At 46.8% G+C, this 17,884-nt stretch carries 10 protein-coding genes, 16 tRNA genes and 2 rRNA genes; 1 reads left to right on the top strand and 27 read right to left on the bottom strand.

Going from position 1 to position 17,884, the window contains the following annotated elements; all coding sequences use genetic code 11:
• Window positions 1-13: 13 nt before the first annotated feature.
• The 8 genes from ACN6MV_RS27000 to ACN6MV_RS27035 form a co-directional block, all read right to left on the bottom strand.
• Window positions 14-676: a methionine ABC transporter permease gene (locus ACN6MV_RS27000; protein ID WP_339288104.1), complete on the bottom strand. Its 663-nt coding sequence runs from the start codon at window positions 674-676 to the stop codon at window positions 14-16.
• Entirely contained in the window at window positions 669-1,430 is a 762-nt protein-coding gene (locus ACN6MV_RS27005; RefSeq protein ID WP_339291469.1) for a methionine ABC transporter ATP-binding protein, read from the bottom strand. Before ACN6MV_RS27005 ends, ACN6MV_RS27000 begins: the two co-directional genes overlap by 8 nt.
• Window positions 1,431-1,804: 374 nt before the next feature.
• Window positions 1,805-3,202: an ADP-ribosylglycohydrolase family protein gene (locus tag ACN6MV_RS27010; RefSeq protein ID WP_419885246.1), complete on the bottom strand. Its 1,398-nt coding sequence runs from the start codon at window positions 3,200-3,202 to the stop codon at window positions 1,805-1,807.
• A gap of 3 nt (window positions 3,203-3,205) precedes the next feature.
• Window positions 3,206-4,159 carry a nucleoside hydrolase gene (locus ACN6MV_RS27015; protein WP_419885247.1) on the bottom strand — a complete coding sequence of 318 codons (954 nt, stop codon included), beginning with the start codon at window positions 4,157-4,159 and terminating at the stop codon, window positions 3,206-3,208.
• A gap of 44 nt (window positions 4,160-4,203) precedes the next feature.
• Window positions 4,204-5,142 carry an ABC transporter permease gene (locus tag ACN6MV_RS27020; protein WP_042131005.1) on the bottom strand — a complete coding sequence of 313 codons (939 nt, stop codon included), beginning with the start codon at window positions 5,140-5,142 and terminating at the stop codon, window positions 4,204-4,206.
• Window positions 5,139-6,185 carry an ABC transporter permease gene (locus tag ACN6MV_RS27025; protein ID WP_042131006.1) on the bottom strand — a complete coding sequence of 349 codons (1,047 nt, stop codon included), beginning with the start codon at window positions 6,183-6,185 and terminating at the stop codon, window positions 5,139-5,141. The genes ACN6MV_RS27020 and ACN6MV_RS27025 overlap by 4 nt, the downstream gene beginning before the upstream one ends.
• Window positions 6,178-7,740, bottom strand: a complete 1,563-nt coding sequence (locus tag ACN6MV_RS27030) for an ABC transporter ATP-binding protein (RefSeq protein WP_419885248.1) — start codon at window positions 7,738-7,740, stop codon at window positions 6,178-6,180. The genes ACN6MV_RS27025 and ACN6MV_RS27030 overlap by 8 nt, the downstream gene beginning before the upstream one ends.
• 102 nt (window positions 7,741-7,842) lie before the next feature.
• Window positions 7,843-8,982, bottom strand: a complete 1,140-nt coding sequence (locus tag ACN6MV_RS27035) for a BMP family ABC transporter substrate-binding protein (protein WP_419885249.1) — start codon at window positions 8,980-8,982, stop codon at window positions 7,843-7,845.
• 328 nt (window positions 8,983-9,310) lie between these two features.
• Here ACN6MV_RS27035 and ACN6MV_RS27040 point away from each other — a divergent pair, with 328 nt between their 5' ends.
• The gene (locus tag ACN6MV_RS27040; protein WP_042131009.1) at window positions 9,311-10,060 is read left to right on the top strand and encodes an AraC family transcriptional regulator; all 750 of its coding nucleotides are present in this window, start codon (window positions 9,311-9,313) and stop codon (window positions 10,058-10,060) included.
• 149 nt (window positions 10,061-10,209) lie between these two features.
• Here ACN6MV_RS27040 and ACN6MV_RS27045 read toward each other — a convergent pair.
• From ACN6MV_RS27045 to ACN6MV_RS27135, 19 genes are all read right to left on the bottom strand, one after another.
• Window positions 10,210-10,288, bottom strand: a tRNA-Leu gene (locus ACN6MV_RS27045).
• Window positions 10,289-10,302: 14 nt separating this feature from the next.
• Window positions 10,303-10,376: transfer RNA gene (locus ACN6MV_RS27050), tRNA-Cys, on the bottom strand.
• 12 nt (window positions 10,377-10,388) lie between these two features.
• A tRNA-Gly gene (locus tag ACN6MV_RS27055) sits at window positions 10,389-10,463 on the bottom strand.
• A gap of 6 nt (window positions 10,464-10,469) precedes the next feature.
• Window positions 10,470-10,544, bottom strand: a tRNA-Gln gene (locus ACN6MV_RS27060).
• Between the two features lie 19 nt (window positions 10,545-10,563).
• Window positions 10,564-10,639, bottom strand: a tRNA-His gene (locus tag ACN6MV_RS27065).
• Between the two features lie 40 nt (window positions 10,640-10,679).
• Window positions 10,680-10,755 (bottom strand) — tRNA-His (locus ACN6MV_RS27070).
• A 36-nt stretch (window positions 10,756-10,791) separates the two neighbouring features.
• Window positions 10,792-10,865: transfer RNA gene (locus ACN6MV_RS27075), tRNA-Trp, on the bottom strand.
• Between the two features lie 7 nt (window positions 10,866-10,872).
• A tRNA-Tyr gene (locus tag ACN6MV_RS27080) sits at window positions 10,873-10,958 on the bottom strand.
• Window positions 10,959-10,963: 5 nt separating this feature from the next.
• Window positions 10,964-11,039, bottom strand: a tRNA-Thr gene (locus ACN6MV_RS27085).
• A 20-nt stretch (window positions 11,040-11,059) separates the two neighbouring features.
• Window positions 11,060-11,135: transfer RNA gene (locus ACN6MV_RS27090), tRNA-Phe, on the bottom strand.
• A 7-nt stretch (window positions 11,136-11,142) separates the two neighbouring features.
• A tRNA-Asp gene (locus ACN6MV_RS27095) sits at window positions 11,143-11,220 on the bottom strand.
• 26 nt (window positions 11,221-11,246) lie between these two features.
• A tRNA-Met gene (locus tag ACN6MV_RS27100) sits at window positions 11,247-11,323 on the bottom strand.
• A 17-nt stretch (window positions 11,324-11,340) separates the two neighbouring features.
• Window positions 11,341-11,416: transfer RNA gene (locus ACN6MV_RS27105), tRNA-Val, on the bottom strand.
• A gap of 55 nt (window positions 11,417-11,471) precedes the next feature.
• A tRNA-Glu gene (locus ACN6MV_RS27110) sits at window positions 11,472-11,546 on the bottom strand.
• Between the two features lie 18 nt (window positions 11,547-11,564).
• A tRNA-Ser gene (locus ACN6MV_RS27115) sits at window positions 11,565-11,657 on the bottom strand.
• Window positions 11,658-11,660: 3 nt separating this feature from the next.
• Window positions 11,661-11,736: transfer RNA gene (locus ACN6MV_RS27120), tRNA-Asn, on the bottom strand.
• Between the two features lie 60 nt (window positions 11,737-11,796).
• Window positions 11,797-14,725: ribosomal RNA gene (locus tag ACN6MV_RS27125) — 23S ribosomal RNA — on the bottom strand.
• 260 nt (window positions 14,726-14,985) lie between these two features.
• Window positions 14,986-16,543, bottom strand: a 16S ribosomal RNA gene (locus tag ACN6MV_RS27130).
• Together the 16S and 23S rRNA genes with 16 tRNA genes alongside form the textbook arrangement of a ribosomal RNA operon.
• Before the next feature lie 427 nt (window positions 16,544-16,970).
• Window positions 16,971-17,855 (bottom strand): nucleotidyltransferase-like protein, encoded by an 885-nt coding sequence (locus ACN6MV_RS27135; RefSeq protein ID WP_052414741.1) that lies wholly within the window; start codon window positions 17,853-17,855, stop codon window positions 16,971-16,973.
• Window positions 17,856-17,884: the final 29 nt, after the last annotated feature.

The following is a 17,884-nucleotide window of genomic DNA, read 5'->3' on the forward strand; positions in this document are numbered from 1 at the left end:
ACGGGTTGAACGATTAACGCTTATCTAACAGCCGTGAGATCGTACCTCCTGTGAATTGAACCAACTGAACCAATATAATCATCACGATAATCGCATAGATCATCACTTCAGTCTCAAAACGCTGATATCCATACCGGATCGCAAAATCACCAACCCCGCCCCCTCCGACAACCCCCATTACAGTTGAGTAAGAGATAAAACTAATCGTAGAGGTAGTGAGTCCGAGCACTAGCCCCGAACGTGCCTCAACATACAGGAATTTAAAGATCAACCCTAGCTTCGAAGCTCCCATAGACAAGGCCGCCTCTATGACTCCTTTAGGAACCTCCAACAAAGACTGCTCCACCAGACGGGAGTAATAAGCAATGGCAACAATGGATAACGGAACCGTGGCTGCCATGGTTCCAATCGCAGTTCCGACTAGGAAACGAGTGACCGGAATGAGTGCAACGACAAGCAGCAGGAATGGAAACGAACGGATAATATTAACGATGCTGTTGAGCACCAGAGACAATGCTTTATTCTCGTAGAGCTGACCTTTTCGGCAAAAAAACAACAACGTCCCGAGCGGAAGGCCAAGCAGCAATGCGGCACCGACAGAAATACCGACCATGACAAAGGTTTCCCCGATCGATTCCCACATCTGTGCCTGATATTGAAGTACACTATCAAACATGTATTTCCCCCGCTTTACCCAGAATTTGATCCCGGTACGAGCCAGTACGAACTGCAGCAGGTCGGAAATCACCGTCTTCGCGAGAGAAGGAATCTACGATTCGACCATTTTCCATCACGGATACGTGAGTGCATATACTTTTGACAACATCCATCTCATGCGTAACAATCACTACTGTAACCCCGAGGCTTGAATTAATATGCTTCAGGACGTCCAGAATATCCGCAGTTGTTCCTGGATCAAGGGAGGAGGTGGGTTCGTCACATAGCAATAGTCCTGGACTGTTCGAAAGCGCCCGGGCGATCGCCACACGTTGTCGTTGTCCTCCGCTTAGCTGTGCAGGATATTGCGCTGCCTTATCTGCCAATCCGACAAAATCAAGACATTCCTTTACCCGTTTCATCCGTTCACGCTTCGGCACCCCTGCCAATTCCAATGGAATCGAAATATTGCGGCTTACCGTGACGTTATTGACCAGATTAAATTGCTGAAAAATCATCCCAATCTTTTCCCTAGCTTTCCGTAGTTGTTTACTCGGCATTTCGGTTAAATTATGCCCTTCTACGGTAACTGTCCCTTGATCTGGCTTTTCCAGCAGATTAATCAATCGCAGCAGCGTGGATTTCCCTGCCCCGCTTTCACCAATGATACCGTGAATCGATCCTTTCTTCACATCAAGCGATACATCATCCACAGCCTGATACATGCCGTCCTTCAGCTTGAATCCTTTACTCACCCCACTCAGCGATAGGATTGCAAACTCCCCCTTCCTTTCCATTTATTCTGAAACCCTCTAAGCCAAGGTTTGTACTATAATTATTTAAAAACTGTTTTACTAAAAATCTCTTTAAATAATAAGGCATTTTATGTTCTGTGTCACCATTTTTATTTAAATGATATATCAGTAAAAAAGGATTACCGTATAAAATCCCTTTGCACCATGCTATTTTTACGTGTTTAACTCCCAAATAAATGACTAAACTTAATCCCTCTTCAAATCAGGATTCTCCTGTTACCTAACTCCTAAACCCCTGTTGCATCTATTTCAAGAACTAGGTCAGCACGAAAAAAAGGATGCTTAAGCACGGTGGCTTAAGTCATCCCTTAATTATTTTGCGTATCCCTGATCTAAAACTTTCCGCCAAGCTCCTTGCGAATCTTCAAGAACACCTGATAGCTGCGTTCCGCGCATTCCGAAATCGCTATCGGATGAAACCCGGGTAGATCTGCATATAGTGTATCATGGAGCGGTTCAACCCATGAAGCCGGCAATACATTTGCTCCAAGCTTCGCTCCCATAATCGACCCCACTGTAGCTCCATTACAGTCTGTATCCATTCCTCCGTATACAGAAGTAACGACCGCTTTTTCGAAATCATTCCCGCCATAGACCAGCGAAGCAGCTACAAGGGCAGCATTATTATTGGTATGCACCGCATCATAGTGGCTGAATGTATCCCAAATCTTACTCACCAACTCACGCTCACTCTTAGCCTTGTGCGCAATATCTATGCCTCGTAGTACATCACTTGCCAGTCGACTAGTACTAGGGATCTCACTAAGACCAATCTCTAGGATACGCTCGTTATCTTTTTCAGCAAAAGCCGCCGAAATCATCGCTGCATTAAACATCTCGCCATAGATCCCGTTCTTCACATGTGAAAAAGAAGCATCGCGCCAGCCTAGCTCCGCCGCAAGCTCCGGATGGCCTGCCGCGCCATACGCCAGTCCGTCTGCGCGTATAGCCGCACCAATCCACTCCCGGTATGGATTTAAGTGCATCCGCACTCTTTCCTGCCGCGCCAGCCAATCCGCAGGCTTCTCACCATGTAAATGAGATGTCTCCTGCGCAAAATTCATATACGACTGTGTCTCAGCCGTACATACCTGAGCATATGTCAGATGTTTATGCCAGAGCTTTCCGATATCCCAAGAATCCCAATCCAGTCCTTTCTGCTCCAGCAGCATAAGGCCCAAAACCGTGTAACGAATATCGTCATCGCTTTCCATAAACTTGATTGTCTCTTGGGTACTAGCATAAGTCCAATCACTTAAACCAAGACCATATTCTGCCTCTGCCCGTGAATGACCAGGCGTATAGCCGGTAATTGGCCATGCATCCGCACCTCGGAACCACAGCTCAATATTCTCCCAGCCCGGGCGTCCATCTTTACCGTAGAGGTAGTCCCAATACTCCAGTGGTTTTCCGAGTGCACAGCCAACACTTCTACCCAGCCAAGCACCATAGAACTTGTCTCTCCACTCCGCCTCGCTCCATTCTGGATGCAGCTTACGTGGACCTTCTGGACGTAGACGACGAATCTCTTCCAGTGAAGAGGGCTCTTCATAAGGAAAGTCCTCAGCAACCGTGAGCTCCATCAACTCGTTGTATACTTGCATCAGCTTAATCTCATCGGCACCTGCAGCAGCTAGTTTATCCGCGAAGCCGTCAATCTTGCAGCCTTCTTCTCCACGCTGAACCAATTCAAACTGAACCGTCTCCTGAAGTCTCTCCCATCCTGCCATAGGTTAATTCCCTTCAGCCGCAAGCAGCTCTTGATCTAGCTTTTCCAGTGAATCAAAGATCAGTTTCATAAATGCTTCCCGGTCTACTCCCACCAGAACTTCTACATTTGCTGGACGATCTGTCTTCTTTCGTTTGTCTGCAACCGTCATTCCACGTGTTAGCTTGCCTTCTGTCTCCACCGTTACATACAGATGCTCGGATACAAACAGTTCAGGGTGCAAGAGCCAAGCTACTGCACATGGATCATGCAGTGCACTGCCAACATAGCCCATTTTCTTTCCGTAAATCGAATAGAAATCTAGCAGCTCTCCGACCATAGTGGACACTGGCCCACGCTCTTTCAATGCTACGATCTCATCTTCGAAAATCGCTGCCTTATCGGTCACATCCAAACCACTCATCGTAATCGGTATACCAGATTCAAACACGATACGAGCGGCTTCAGGATCTACATAGATGTTAAACTCCGCAGTAGAGGTTACATTTCCATAAGAAATTCCTCCGCCCATTAATGAGATCTTTTCAATTCTTTCTTTAATCTCCGGATATGCTGTAATTAATAGCGCAATATTCGTTAAAGGAGCCATCGGTACGAGCGTAATTTTCTCCTCCGAAGAACGGATAATATTCAGCATAAATTCCACAGCGCCTTCTTCTACAGGGCGGAATTTACTTGGCGGCAATAGTGGGCCGTCCATGCCAGATTCACCATGCGCTTCCTCACCTGTAACAAGCTTGCCGAACAGCGGACCCGCAGCCCCTTTGGCTACAGGAATATCCGCATTCACGAAACTGATCACTTTAAGTGCGTTTTCTGTGATTTTATCAAGGATCTGGTTTCCTCCAACCGTTGTAATCCCGCGCAGATCCAGCCTCTCCGAATTTGCTATTGCAAGCAGGATTGCGATAGCGTCATCATGCCCTGGATCGCAGTCAATAATAATAGGTGTTCGCATAGTCATTCACTCCTTAGTTGTATAAATCCTCTTTACTCCTATCGCTATTTCACTAGCGGGCTCTTTAGCTTTTTGTTCTTCTTCCGTGTCTCAGATACAGCATAGATCACTAGTCCAATTACCGTTGCTACATAAGGAAGCGTCGCGATCAGTTCTGCAGGAATCTTCAGGACCTGTAGCGCATTCGACAAGGCGTCTGCCGTACCAAATAATAGAGAGGTTAGCGCCGTGCCTACTGTCGTACTTCTACCCATAGACTCTGCGGCAATCGCAATCCAGCCCCGACCAGCGATCATATCGCGAGTGAACAGTGACAGGTAACCCATTGACATGTAAGCCCCGCCCAAACCAGCGAAAAATCCACTAAGCAGCAAAGCCATATACTGTATTTTCACAACACTTACGCCTACAGATTGAGCAGCATGTGGATTTTCACCCACTGAACGAATGCGCAGACCAAGCGGTGTACGGTTTAAGAGATAGTAGACAACAAACACAGCAATAATAGATACATACGTCAAAATGTGATGACCTGATAGAATAGGCCCAAGCACCGGAATATCCTTCAGCAAAGGAATCTCTACACTAGGTAGTACTTTACTTGCCAGAGAAGTAGAAGAACCCTTGTCTCCACTAAGCAGATAAAGAATAAACACGGTTCCTCCCGAAGCGAACATATTAATAGCTACGCCGCCGAGAATGATATGTGTTTTGAATTTCAGTGTGAAAAAAGCTAATATTCCAGCGATCAATGTACCGGACATCACAGCCCCAAGTAAACCTACCCACGCGCTATGCGTGTAGCTGCTTACAATGACGCCAGCTAAAGCCGCGACAAGCATGATGCCTTCCATACCGATGTTGATGATACCCGCTCTATTAGAGATTAACGCTCCAAGCGCAGCGAATAGAATCGGTGTTGTCACTCGAAGGACAGAGAAAGCAAAGTCAGTCGTAAAAATCACATCAAACAAACTGTTCATGCTTCCTTCGCCTCCTTCAAGAGCATCCGATTTTTCCAGAACTTCAGGAATTGCTCAGCCGAAATCAGAAGAATGATAATTGCCTGTATGATAGAAATCATCTCAGAAGGTACATCAGACAGACGTGCCATCATATCGGCTCCGATTCGGATATACGCAAGGAACAATGCAGCACCGATTACGGATAGCGGATTATTCTTGGCTAACATCGCTACAAGAGCACCGTCTAAGCCATAGCCTGGTAACGAAGTCCATTGGAATCGGTTATACATCCCTAGCACTTCTACGGAACCACCCATCCCCGCAATAAAACCAGCAATCAAGTGAACCAGTATAATAACCTTCGCGGTCTTCATGCCTGAATAACGTGCAAAGTTCCGGTTGATGCCTGTCATACGCAGCTCGTATCCCCATTTAGTCTTGTATAGAAATAGATGCGCTGCAATAATAAGCACGATAACGATGATCAATCCGGTATGAATACGAGTGCCAGGTACCATCTTACTCAGCAGTGCCGTTTTCTCGAATTTGTACGATACATTGGCGAACGCTTTTGCATCACGTAAATGATAGTTCAGTAGATATAAACCTACTCCAAACAAAATATTATTGAACATCAAGGATGTAACCAGCTCATTGGCATTCCATTTGGCTTTGAGGATCCCGGGGATTGCAGAGAGCAGCGCCCCTACAATAGAACCCGCAGCAATAGCTACGATCGGATGCAGCCAGCCGTCCAGCGTTAAATGAATCGCCAACACGGAGGTTACAACACCGGAGAAATAGAAAATCCCTTCAGCACCCAAGTTGAACATATTTGCTCGGAATAACAAGGAAACCGCTAGCCCTGTGAACATGAGCGGAATAGCCATCTCAATGACGTTACCGATATGACCTTTACTGGATAACGGCTCAAATAGGAATATACCAATCGTCTTCACCGGCTGATTACTGACCAATGAGATGATCAGAAAAGCAATGGCGAGTGCAATAACGATTACCGCCGATGTTCGAATGTATTCAAAATATTTTACTTTAAACATGATTTACGGCCCTCCTGATGTGCTCCTCGTCCTGTCGATGAATCCCTAGCATATAAAGCCCTAATTCTTCTTCACTAACCTTAGAAGGCTCCTCAAAAAAGGCAACAATCTTTCCTTCATACATCACTAGTAGACTATCGCTGATCTCTAAGATCTCATTTAAATCTGCTGACACTAGCAAAATCGCACAATCGTCTGAGCGTAGCTCCAAAAGCTTCTGATGTATGAACTGAGCTGCGCCTATATCCACACCCCGTGTCGGCTGCTCTGCAATAAGCAGTTGCGGTTCAGTAGAACATTCTCTAGCTACGACAACTTTCTGCATGTTACCACCTGATAACATACCTATTGGCTGAGAAGGTCCAGAACAGCGGACTTTAAATTCCTCTACAAGTGATACGGCTAGCTTAGCAATTCGTGATCCATTCAAAAAAGGACCTTTATTCATTTCCTTTGTACGATACTGAGTGGACAGCAGATTATCCGCTATGCTCGCATCACTAGCTATCCCTTGATGCATCCGATCCTCTGGGATATAAGAAACACCCAACTTACGAATATCCAAAATATCCGATTCTCGAATATCCTTTCCCTTCACTAGCACAGAACCCTGGCTTGAAACCCCTCTTAAGCTCCCTGTAAGAGCCTCAATGAGCTGTGTCTGCCCGTTTCCTTCTACACCAGCAATCCCGACGATCTGTCCTCCGCGTACCGCAAAATTAATATCTGATAGCAACGCTTTGTCGTGTGCATCATTTACACCTAGACCTTGCACAGTGAGCACCGCCTCACCAATAGACAGAATCTCCTTGTCATATTTCAACACAACATCTCTACCCACCATGAGTCGGGAAATTTCTTGCTCCGTGACATCCTTCGTTTGGAAGACACCTTCACTACGTCCACTACGCATAATCGTAATTCTGTCGCAGATCGCTTTCACTTCTTTCAACTTGTGTGAAATAAACACAATCGTATGTCCCTGCTCTCTTAATTGCTTAAGCTCACGGAACAATTCTTCTGTTTCCTGTGGGGTTAACACCGCGGTCGGCTCATCTAGAACTAGGATTTTCGCACCACGCAGCAACGCCTTCAGGATCTCAACCTTTTGCTTCATACCAACCGTAAGATCCTCCACTTTTGCTTTTGGATCCACTGCCAGATTGTATTTTTTCGCAGTCTCTTCGGTCATGCGCACGGCTTCAGCATAATTGATGCCGACTCCCTTACGGGGCTCCATGCCCAGCACCATGTTCTCTGCTACCGTAAAAGAAGGAACCAGCATAAAATGCTGGTGAACCATACCGATCCCTCTATCAATGGCATCCTGAGCCGATTGCAGCTTCACTTTTTCTCCCTTGATATAGATCTCACCTTCACTAGGCTCTTCCATGCCGAACATGATCTTCATTAAAGTTGATTTACCCGCGCCGTTCTCGCCCGCAATCGCGTGAATTTCTCCCTCACGTAAAGAAAAATGCACGTCTTTATTTGCAACGACGCCATTGGGATACACCTTCGTAATTCCCCGCATTTCCAACAGAGCTTTGTTCATCGGTCTCAACGCCTTTCCACTTGGAGGTCTGCAAAAATATACAGCTGGAATTCTTCTAATAGAAGAATCTCCAACTGTAGGTTTATCGCTTTATAGCTATACTTAAGGCTTAACTGCGTTACGAATGGCTTCTACTTCTGAGGTTTCCATTCCCATCGCGTTATCTACTGTAATTTCTTTATTGATCAGCTTTTGCTTCACTTCTTCAACTTTAGCCTGAAGATCGGCCGGGAAGACATTTTTATAGATCTCATTCTCTGCAATGCCTACACCATCATCAACGAAGCTCAATACATCACGTTTACCCATTTCCAGCGTACCCTCTTGTAATTTCTTCACGGCACCTAGAATAGCACTATCAATCTTTTTAATAGAAGAAGTAACGATCAAGTTTGCTTTTTCGCTATCTGTTTCATTAAGTAACATCGCCTGATCAGAGTCTACGCCAATAGCGTATTTCTTCTTCTCTTTAGCTGCATCAAAGATCCCAAGACCTGTACCCCCAGCTACGTTAAAAATAACATCCACACCGGAGTTATATTGAATCAGTGAAAGCTCCTTACCTTTAGCGGGGTTAACGAAATCACCAGCATACGATACAGCTACCTTCACATCAGGATCAACATATTGAGCGCCCTGAATGTAGCCAACCAAGAAAGCGTTAATCCCTGGAATATCCATACCGCCTACAAATCCGATCACATTCTCAGGATTAGCATTAGGCATATCTGATTGTGTAGCTAGCGCCGCTACAGCACCTGCCAGAAAAGATACTTCATTAGTCGCATAAGACATGTTGTACATGTTCTCTGGTGCTTCATCTATATCGGTATCATAGTTAATGAATTTTTTGTCTGGATATAATTCAGCCGTTGCATTAAACATCTCTGTAATTTCCGATCCGCCAGAAATAATAACATCCCAATCCTCAGCGGCGATATCGTTAAACGTAGGCTCCCATTTCGTTTTATCGACGCCCATTTCTACAACCTTTGTTTCTGCACCCAGTTCATCCTTAACCTTTTGCAGACCGCTATTCGCAGAGTCAAAGAAAGATTTATCTCCAAGCGTTCCTGGAATCAGAAGTACAACTTTGAGTTTATCTCCTGAACTTGTTTCTCCACCTTCAGCCGCATTAGATCCTGCATTCGCGGAAGATCCATTACTCGACGTATTATTTCCACAGGCTGTGACCATTACCATTACTACTAGCAGCAACAAAGAAAGAACTTTCTTTTTCATTTTTCTATTCCACCCCTATATATAGTTGGTTAGTAATTTGAGAGGTTCTCCATCTTGGTCTGTTGTATATTTCACGATTTAGATGGAAACTCTCATATTTCATGTAACATTGTCAAAATTTTAATGATTTTAACGAATACACTCAAAAATAGAGAGAAAATTATAATTTTTACGAATAATCCGACTAATTTCCGAACGAGATGGCCAGTCAGGTTGCTAATCTTCGGATTTCTTGATACGATCATATCAAATATTAATGAAAATAATTATATGATTTCGGTCATAATTTTGTACGATTCGGCTAAAACATAATTATTGGAGGCTCATCATGGATCGTGTTCTATATATTGTAAATGCAGCACATGAGGTTAATACCTATATTCCACCACACCAGCATGAATGTTATGAACTAGTCTATTATTTAAACGGATTAGGAACTACCAATGTAGGTTCGCGAAGTTATCATTTTCGTTCTTCTTCATTCGCGCTAATACCACCCAATCATAAACATGACGAGAATCATCGCGAAGACGCTACTATACTATTTGTAGGCTTCCATTCAAATCACCCAAATATGGAGAATTTGCAAGGCGTATATGAAGATGATAAAGACCATACTGTTCTACAGATCTTGCTTCGAATGAAAGCAGAGTTTACGCGCAAACAAGATGGATTCTCTGAACTATTGAACCTTCAAATGAGCGAAATCACTGTTCATCTGATACGGCTTCTTAGCGCCTCTGGGTTTCAATCGCCAACGGAAGACAGAGTCCAATATGTTCTAAACTATATGAATGAGCATTACCGCCATAAGCTATCGGTCGCAACACTCTCTGAGATGTCTGGATACAGCTATGATCGTTTCCGCCATTTATTTAAAGAGCGATTCGGTTCTTCACCTCTTCGCTATCTACTATTGAAACGTCTGGATTATGCAAAGTCTCTCTTACAACATACCCAAATGCATATCTCAGAAGTATCCGCTGCTGCTGGGTTTGTCAATGATGCTCAATTCTGCAATATGTTTAAACGTGAAGTTGGTCTCACGCCGCGGGCATTCCGACTAAGCAGTCAATGAAATTACAATTCAATTCACTCCGCTTCACATAAAAAAGCCGTTGAATTAGAAGTGTCTCTAATACAACGGCTTAAGAATAAAAGTTCATAGACAAAGAAAAAAGGTTTGTAGAGTTGCTTATACAAGCGACTTTACAAACCTTTTTGATATACCGGCGAGAGGACTCGAACCTCCACGGTTTCCCTCTCGATTTTGAGTCGAGCGCGTCTGCCATTCCGCCACGCCGGCACATATGAAATTAATGGAGGCGCCACCCAGATTTGAACTGGGGATAAAGCTTTTGCAGAGCTTTGCCTTACCACTTGGCTATGGCGCCATATGAAAACATTGGAGCGGACGACGGGAATCGAACCCGCGACCCTCGCCTTGGCAAGGCGATGCTCTACCGCTGAGCCACGTCCGCATAAAATGGCTGGGGATATAGGATTTGAACCTATGCATGACGGAGTCAAAGTCCGTTGCCTTACCGCTTGGCTAATCCCCAATAACATTTTAAAGTAAAATGGGGCGACTGATGGGTCTCGAACCCACGAATGCCGGAACCACAATCCGGTGCGTTAACCCCTTCGCCACAGTCGCCATATTAAACTGAATTTGTTGCTGTTCTTCTTAAAGTAAATGGGGCGACCGATGGGACTTGAACCCACGAATGCCGGATCCACAAACCGGTGCGTTAACCCCTTCGCCACGACCGCCATATTAAACTTTAGAGAAAGACTCTGGATAAAGATTGGCAGGGGCAGCAGGAATTGAACCCACACCAACGGTTTTGGAGACCGTTGTTCTACCTTTAAACTATGCCCCTAAAAAAATGGTGGGGGATGATGGATTCGAACCACCGAACACGTACGTGAGCAGATTTACAGTCTGATGCGTTTGGCCACTTCGCTAATCCCCCAAAGATGGTGCCGGCGAGAGGACTTGAACCCCCAACCTACTGATTACAAGTCAGTTGCTCTACCAATTGAGCTACACCGGCATATTAAGTTGTATACTACATGGTGGCTCGAGACGGATTCGAACCGCCGACACGAGGATTTTCAGTCCTCTGCTCTACCGACTGAGCTATCGAGCCAAGAAAATGGCGGAACCGACGAGATTCGAACTCGCGATCTCCTGCGTGACAGGCAGGCATGTTAGGCCAACTACACCACGGTTCCAAAAGATATAATTACTTGATGAAAATTGGTTGCGGGGGCAGGATTTGAACCTGCGGCCTTCGGGTTATGAGCCCGACGAGCTACCGGGCTGCTCCACCCCGCGTCGTTCTTAAATGAATATGGTGGAGGCTGAGGGGATCGAACCCCCGACCCTCTGCTTGTAAGGCAGATGCTCTCCCAGCTGAGCTAAGCCTCCGTAAACAACAATTGTTATTGTACCAAAGTCCACTATGTAAAATCAAGTGAAAATTTGGTGACCCGTATGGGATTCGAACCCATGTTACCTCCGTGAAAGGGAGGTGTCTTAACCCCTTGACCAACGGGCCATACTAATTAAAAATTTGTGGCGGAGAGAGAGGGATTCGAACCCTCGAGACGCTTGTGGCGCCTACACGATTTCCAATCGTGCTCCTTCGGCCAAACTCGGACACCTCTCCATATGGCTCCCCGAACAGGACTCGAACCTGTGACAACTCGATTAACAGTCGAGTGCTCTACCAACTGAGCTATCAGGGAATATTCATACCAGGCTTGATGCCTGAAAACTGAATCCGAATTGAATTTGCATTTTAAGTATAGGATAAGCCCTCGACCGATTAGTATTGGTCAGCTCCATGCATTACTGCACTTCCACCTCCAACCTATCTACCTCGTCGTCTTCAAGGGGTCTTACTAATTGGGAAATCTCATCTTGAGGGGGGCTTCACGCTTAGATGCTTTCAGCGCTTATCCCGTCCGTACGTAGCTACCCAGCCATGCTTCTGGCGAAACAACTGGTGCACCAGCGGTACGTCCATCCCGGTCCTCTCGTACTAAGGACAGCTCCTCTCAAATTTCCTGCGCCCACGACAGATAGGGACCGAACTGTCTCACGACGTTCTGAACCCAGCTCGCGTACCGCTTTAATGGGCGAACAGCCCAACCCTTGGGACCTACTTCAGCCCCAGGATGCGATGAGCCGACATCGAGGTGCCAAACCTCCCCGTCGATGTGGACTCTTGGGGGAGATAAGCCTGTTATCCCCAGGGTAGCTTTTATCCGTTGAGCGATGGCCCTTCCATGCGGTACCACCGGATCACTAAGTCCGACTTTCGTCCCTGCTCGACTTGTAGGTCTCGCAGTCAAGCTCCCTTATGCCTTTGCACTCTTCGAATGATTTCCAACCATTCTGAGGGAACCTTGGAACGCCTCCGTTACTCTTTAGGAGGCGACCGCCCCAGTCAAACTGCCCGCCTGACACGGTCCCCGTACCCGGTAAGGGCACTAGGTTAGAACCTAGATACGATCAGGGTGGTATCCCAACGGCGCCTCCACCGAAGCTTGCGCTCCGATTTCTACGGCTCCCACCTATCCTGTACAGATCGTACCCAAATTCAATATCAAGCTGCAGTAAAGCTCCATGGGGTCTTTCCGTCTTGTCGCGGGTAACCTGCATCTTCACAGGTATTAAAATTTCACCGGATCTCTCGTTGAGACAGCGCCCAAGTCGTTACGCCATTCGTGCGGGTCAGAATTTACCTGACAAGGAATTTCGCTACCTTAGGACCGTTATAGTTACGGCCGCCGTTTACTGGGGCTTCGGTTCATAGCTTCGGGTTACCCCTAACCACTCCCCTTAACCTTCCAGCACCGGGCAGGCGTCAGCCCGTATACTTCGCCTTGCGGCTTCGCACAGACCTGTGTTTTTGCTAAACAGTCGCTTGGGCCTTTTCACTGCGGCCCCCTCGTGCTATTCACACTACCGGGGCACCCCTTCTCCCGAAGTTACGGGGTCATTTTGCCGAGTTCCTTAACGAGAGTTCTTCCGCGCGCCTTAGAATTCTCTTCTCGCCTACCTGTGTCGGTTTGCGGTACGGGCACCTTCTCCTGGCTAGAGGCTTTTCTTGGCAGTGTGAGATCATGACCTTCGCTACTACAATTTTCGCTCCCCATCACAGCCCAGCCTTAATGATGTGCGGATTTGCCTACACATCAGCCTCACTGCTTAGACGGACATATCCATCAGTCCGCGTCACTACCCTCCTGCGTCACCCCATCGCTCATAGCGGATTACGGTGGTACAGTAATTTCAAACTGTTGTCCTTCGACTACGCCTTTCGGCCTCGCCTTAGGTCCCGACTTACCCTGAGCGGACGAGCCTTCCTCAGGAAACCTTGGGCTTTCGGCGGATCAGATTCTCACTGATCTTTTCGTTACTCATACCGGCATTCTCACTTGTATGCTGTCAAGCGCTCCTTACGGTACACCTTCAACCCACATACAACGCTCCCCTACCCCAGATACATACGTATCTAGCCATAGCTTCGGTGGTGTGTTTAGCCCCGTTACATTTTCGGCGCAGAGTCACTCGACCAGTGAGCTATTACGCACTCTTTCAATGGTGGCTGCTTCTAAGCCAACATCCTGGTTGTCTGTGCAACTCCACATCCTTTCCCACTTAACACACACTTGGGGACCTTAGCTGATGGTCTGGGCTGTTTCCCTTTTGACAATGGATCTTAGCACTCACTGTCTGACTCCCGGCAATAAGTATATGGCATTCGGAGTTTGACTGAGCTTGGTAATCCTTGCGGACCCCGCACCCAATCAGTGCTCTACCTCCACTACTCTTATACCGAGGCTAGCCCTAAAGCTATTTCGGGGAGAACCAGCTATCTCCGAGTTCGATTGGAATTTCTCCGCTACCCCCACCTCATCCCCGCACTTTTCAACGTGCGTGGGTTCGGGCCTCCAGTGCGTGTTACCGCACCTTCACCCTGGACAGGGGTAGATCACACGGTTTCGGGTCTACGTCCACATACTAAATCGCCCTATTCAGACTCGCTTTCGCTGCGGCTCCGTCTTCTCGACTTAACCTTGCATGTTAAACGTAACTCGCCGGTTCATTCTACAAAAGGCACGCCATCACCCATAGATAGGGCTCTGACTTTTTGTAAGCACACGGTTTCAGGTTCTATTTCACTCCCCTTCCGGGGTGCTTTTCACCTTTCCCTCACGGTACTGTTTCACTATCGGTCGCCAGGTAGTATTTAGCCTTAGCAGATGGTCCTGCTGGATTCATACGGGGTTTCACGTGCCCCGCACTACTCGGGATCCGTCTCGGAGAGAACACAGTTTAGGTTACAGGGCTTTTACCTCTATCGCGGGCCTTTCCAGACCTCTTCACCTACCATATTCCTTTGTAACTCCATGTGAGACGTCCCACAACCCCTAAGAGCAAGCTCTTAGGTTTAGGCTGTTCCGCGTTCGCTCGCCGCTACTGACGGAATCACTATTGTTTTCTCTTCCTCAGGGTACTTAGATGTTTCAGTTCCCCTGGTCTGCCTCTACACACCCTATGTATTCAGATGTGAGTAACTGCGAATTACCACAGCTGGGTTTCCCCATTCGGACACCCCCGGATCAAAGCTTGCTTACAGCTCCCCGAGGCAGTTTCGTTGTTCGCCACGTCCTTCGTCGGCTCCTGGCGCCTAGGCATCCTCCGTGTGCTCTTATTAGCTTAACCTTGATTTTTCCGCAGGAAAATATCATACGATATCTCTCTTGGAATCATCTCACTAATAACATTTACTTGTTTACACAAGTTGCTAAAAGATGTTCTAAAACGCAAATTCGTTTCGGTATCCAGTTTTCAAGGATCAAGTCTTACTTGAGAGCTTAAACTCTCAAAACTGAGCAACGAGTGAGTAACAGGCCTAGACCTGAGATTGTGGAAGTTTAACTTCCGATTTGAATGTCTTCATTGCAGAAGACGATTCTCCATAGAAAGGAGGTGATCCAGCCGCACCTTCCGATACGGCTACCTTGTTACGACTTCACCCCAATCATCTACCCCACCTTCGGCGGCTGGCTCCCTTGCGGGTTACCCCACCGACTTCGGGTGTTGTAAACTCTCGTGGTGTGACGGGCGGTGTGTACAAGACCCGGGAACGTATTCACCGCGGCATGCTGATCCGCGATTACTAGCAATTCCGACTTCATGCAGGCGAGTTGCAGCCTGCAATCCGAACTGAGACCGGCTTTGATGGGATTGGCTCCACCTCGCGGCTTCGCTTCCCGTTGTACCGGCCATTGTAGTACGTGTGTAGCCCAGGTCATAAGGGGCATGATGATTTGACGTCATCCCCACCTTCCTCCGGTTTGTCACCGGCAGTCACTCTAGAGTGCCCAACATTACTTGCTGGCAACTAAAGTTAAGGGTTGCGCTCGTTGCGGGACTTAACCCAACATCTCACGACACGAGCTGACGACAACCATGCACCACCTGTCTCCTCTGTCCCGAAGGCCGCCACTATCTCTAGTGGATTCAGAGGGATGTCAAGACCTGGTAAGGTTCTTCGCGTTGCTTCGAATTAAACCACATACTCCACTGCTTGTGCGGGTCCCCGTCAATTCCTTTGAGTTTCAGTCTTGCGACCGTACTCCCCAGGCGGAGTGCTTACTGTGTTAACTTCGGCACCAAGGGTATCGAAACCCCTAACACCTAGCACTCATCGTTTACGGCGTGGACTACCAGGGTATCTAATCCTGTTTGCTCCCCACGCTTTCGCGCCTCAGCGTCAGTTACAGCCCAGAAAGTCGCCTTCGCCACTGGTGTTCCTCCACATATCTACGCATTTCACCGCTACACGTGGAATTCCACTTTCCTCTTCTGTACTCAAGTCACCCAGTTTCCAGTGCGACCTTAGGTTGAGCCCAAGGTTTAAACACCAGACTTAAATGACCGCCTGCGCGCGCTTTACGCCCAATAATTCCGGACAACGCTTGCCCCCTACGTATTACCGCGGCTGCTGGCACGTAGTTAGCCGGGGCTTTCTTCTCAGGTACCGTCACTCCGATAGCAGTTACTCTACCGGACGTTCTTCCCTGGCAACAGAGCTTTACGATCCGAAAACCTTCATCACTCACGCGGCGTTGCTCCGTCAGACTTTCGTCCATTGCGGAAGATTCCCTACTGCTGCCTCCCGTAGGAGTCTGGGCCGTGTCTCAGTCCCAGTGTGGCCGTTCACCCTCTCAGGTCGGCTACGCATCGTCGCCTTGGTGGGCCGTTACCCCACCAACTAGCTAATGCGCCGCAGGCCCATCCCTCAGTGACAGATTGCTCCGTCTTTCATTCTTCCTTCAGGAGAAAAAAGAAATTATCCGGTATTAGCTACCGTTTCCGGTAGTTATCCCAGTCTAAGGGGCAGGTTGCCTACGTGTTACTCACCCGTCCGCCGCTAAGTCATTTTGAAAGCAAGCTTTCAAAATGACTCCGCTCGACTTGCATGTATTAGGCACGCCGCCAGCGTTCGTCCTGAGCCAGGATCAAACTCTCCAATTAGTATTGAAAAGAGCGATATGCTCATTTTGAAACATCTGACGAGAAAATTAATTCTCTAATTTGGATTTCACTTTCGTGATTTCCTACTCACTCGTTGTTCAGTTTTCAAAGATCAAGTTCTTTATTTCGTCGTTGTTGTTGTTCAGCAGCGACCTTTATAATATATCACAGCGTCCTCGTTTTAGTCAACCTTTTTTTAATTTCTTTTTTTCGGTTGTCTTTCGAATGTTTTCGAAAGCACATCTCTGTGTCAGAGGGACGAGTTATAATTTAACACATGAACAAGGAATGAGTCAACCATAAATTTATTAGAATAAATATGAGCCCATCCTAATAGTGAGCAAACAAAAAAGAGAGTGCTTAGCCTCTCCCTATCCCTACTTACTTTATCTATAGATTACCGTGAAACCCTGCATCTAATTCTTCTCTATAAGGTATATCGGATCGCATGACCCTCTCCCCCGTATCCAGCAGTCCATAAAGTAATCTCACGGATTAATGAACGAGAAACAAGCTTTCGTAATACCAATGGCAACTCAGCCTCTAATTGACATAGTCCAGAATGCTGAAGCAATTCTTTTATGCTCCACGCTTCCTTGCGGCTATTCAAAATATTAAAGAGCAACGCACAACAATCCGTCATTTTGGACATAATTCCAAATTCACATGCTAGAAGAACAAGCTCAACTCTTTGCTCTAAGGTCTCAGTACTTATGGTTAGTTCCTCATATAATTTATGGACCGAAGTATTCAAACTTTTAACTTGCTCCCAAACAGCCGGCTCTGGAAATAAACCAGCTTCACTCACTTCTATTCTTGCCCAATGATATAAAGCCATCAATACACAGTTATACGCATCCATAATACAGCCGGCTTCTATATACCTTTTAGATTTCACATACAAATGCAAGAAACGCGCAAACTCCATGAACTCGACTCGTTCCTTTAGAGGGCCTTCAAATTGCAAAATCTCCCGGCGCATATCCCCTAATATTCCTTTGGGATCCCAGATCACTTCCCCAATCATCAAACTAGTAAGGAGTTCGTTATTATCGCCCGCCATGACAGCCCGCTCCAAAGCGGAAAGGCCGATATGGACTGACTGTGTCCGTTTGTCACCGGCAATGGTGTGGCGAACAATATGTTCTAAATCCTGTTCCTCGTGCAAAACTAACACAACCATATCAAAATCGTGAAGTAGCGCGCTTTGAAATGGAGTACTTCCTTCCTGCCGCAAAGCGACAGCTCCTAAAACATTCTCTTCAAACGTTTCTCCACTCAACAAAGTTACATTGGACAATGACAATTCCATGCTTCCCTCCATTAAATTTGGCGAATTTG

Source organism: Paenibacillus sp. B-A-8 (assembly GCF_048572915.1).
In the GTDB taxonomy this organism is placed as follows: domain Bacteria; phylum Bacillota; class Bacilli; order Paenibacillales; family Paenibacillaceae; genus Paenibacillus_AQ.

Excerpts from the sequence above, each read along its gene's own strand:
- ACN6MV_RS27000 (WP_339288104.1), bottom strand. The coding sequence starts at position 676 with ATGTTTGATAGTGTACTTCAATATCAGGCACAGATGTGGGAATCGATC.
- ACN6MV_RS27010 (WP_419885246.1), bottom strand. The coding sequence starts at position 3,202 with ATGGCAGGATGGGAGAGACTTCAGGAGACGGTTCAGTTTGAATTGGTT.
- ACN6MV_RS27015 (WP_419885247.1), bottom strand. The coding sequence starts at position 4,159 with ATGCGAACACCTATTATTATTGACTGCGATCCAGGGCATGATGACGCT.
- ACN6MV_RS27020 (WP_042131005.1), bottom strand. The coding sequence starts at position 5,142 with ATGAACAGTTTGTTTGATGTGATTTTTACGACTGACTTTGCTTTCTCT.
- ACN6MV_RS27025 (WP_042131006.1), bottom strand. The coding sequence starts at position 6,185 with ATGTTTAAAGTAAAATATTTTGAATACATTCGAACATCGGCGGTAATC.
- ACN6MV_RS27030 (WP_419885248.1), bottom strand. The coding sequence starts at position 7,740 with ATGAACAAAGCTCTGTTGGAAATGCGGGGAATTACGAAGGTGTATCCC.
- ACN6MV_RS27035 (WP_419885249.1), bottom strand. The coding sequence starts at position 8,982 with ATGAAAAAGAAAGTTCTTTCTTTGTTGCTGCTAGTAGTAATGGTAATG.
- ACN6MV_RS27040 (WP_042131009.1), top strand. The coding sequence starts at position 9,311 with ATGGATCGTGTTCTATATATTGTAAATGCAGCACATGAGGTTAATACC.
- ACN6MV_RS27135 (WP_052414741.1), bottom strand. The coding sequence starts at position 17,855 with ATGGAATTGTCATTGTCCAATGTAACTTTGTTGAGTGGAGAAACGTTT.